The sequence below is a fragment of the Streptomyces sp. NPDC002130 genome (genome assembly GCF_040296465.1).
Taxonomy (GTDB): Bacteria; Actinomycetota; Actinomycetes; order Streptomycetales; family Streptomycetaceae; genus Streptomyces.
In genome coordinates, this window is record NZ_JBEOXI010000965.1 from 1 (window position 1) to 1,270 (window position 1,270).

At 58.0% G+C, this 1,270-nt stretch carries 1 protein-coding gene; it reads right to left on the reverse strand.

Features of this window, described 5'->3' with window-relative positions:
* Positions 1-502: 502 nt before the first annotated feature.
* The gene (locus ABT116_RS47460) at positions 503-916 is read right to left on the reverse strand and encodes a hypothetical protein (protein ID WP_351647617.1); all 414 of its coding nucleotides are present in this window, start codon (positions 914-916) and stop codon (positions 503-505) included.
* Between the last annotated feature and the right edge of the window lie 354 nt (positions 917-1,270).

The following is a 1,270-nucleotide window of genomic DNA, read 5'->3' on the forward strand; positions in this document are numbered from 1 at the left end:
CGACTGGAACGCCCGGGTGATGGAGCAGTACCGCGACCGGATCTTCTACCGGCACTGAAGGGCAGCGGGCCGGGTTGTCGGCTTACCCCGGCGGTCGGGGCTTTGCTGTAGACGCGCATCTCGGAAACCTGAAGGCATCGACCACAATATGTAGACGAATTACATCAATGTAACCACTAGATGTGCTTAGGGTACTCGTTGGCGTCGACATTTCCATCCGCTGACAGAATGGGTACTCGGTGAAACCGCATCGGCCACCTGGCTGATCCCGTGAGGTGGGGCCCACTAGGTGGCGGTGTTCTGCTCAAACCCTTCCGCCGTTCGTGTGCGGTTTCTCATTGGGTAGCGTGCGTGTGTGGCGATGGAAGAGAAGTTTTGAAGGGGCAACGCCGCTCGGCGACCGTTACTGTGCTGGCCTTCGCCGGTTTCGGCTTAGTGTGCGGACTTGTAAGTGCTGCCGTGTTGTGGTGGTACGCCTCCCAACCCGTCACGATCTACACATTCAGCTACCAGCCGCACCACCTCGAATCCCGAGATCTTGGGTCAACGTCATTCTGGAGATCAAATCCTGATCTCCGGTCAAGCCGGCGCCGTCGATCCGAAGGGTCCCTCGGACGGGACTTCCGTGGGCTCTGATCGTCACCGATGCGCGAAACTCGAGGATGTCTCCCGGCACTGTCCGCCACGCCTCGATCGAGTTGATTTTCGTTCCAGGCGATCCAGTCGAGATGTCGTACCAACCGTCGATCACGGCCGGATCGAGTGACATCGAATTTTCGTTGATTTCCGAGTTGCACGCGCGGGTGAGCGAAACGGGGGCAGCCGATCCCACTGCGGGGAGTGCTGTCGACACAACGGTCGCCAAGACGAAGGCCGTCGCGGTGATGCCCGCGGTACGCCTGCCGAAGATCGTCATTCTCTCGCTACCTTTTTCCGCGGACCGTAGCTTCCGGTCAATTCAGTCAAAATACCAGTACAGCTGGACAAATAGGTCGAATTCCGTGCCGAATTCCTCTTGTTTTCTGTGAACTTCGGTTACGAGCAATTTCTCCGCACACGCGTTCCGGCAAGGGGTACATCGGATCAACAGGGGTCAGAAGTTACATTTCGCCCGCACATCGGAGCAGATCGCACTGATTTCTCACCGCATTGGACAGGCATTTCCGTTTCATAGCGGTCAGCCGGTGGAACAACGATCACTACAACGAGCGTGCCGGGCACGTGTCCGGTCGCCCCCCACCGAATCAAGGGAAACCGTCATGTCGGATAC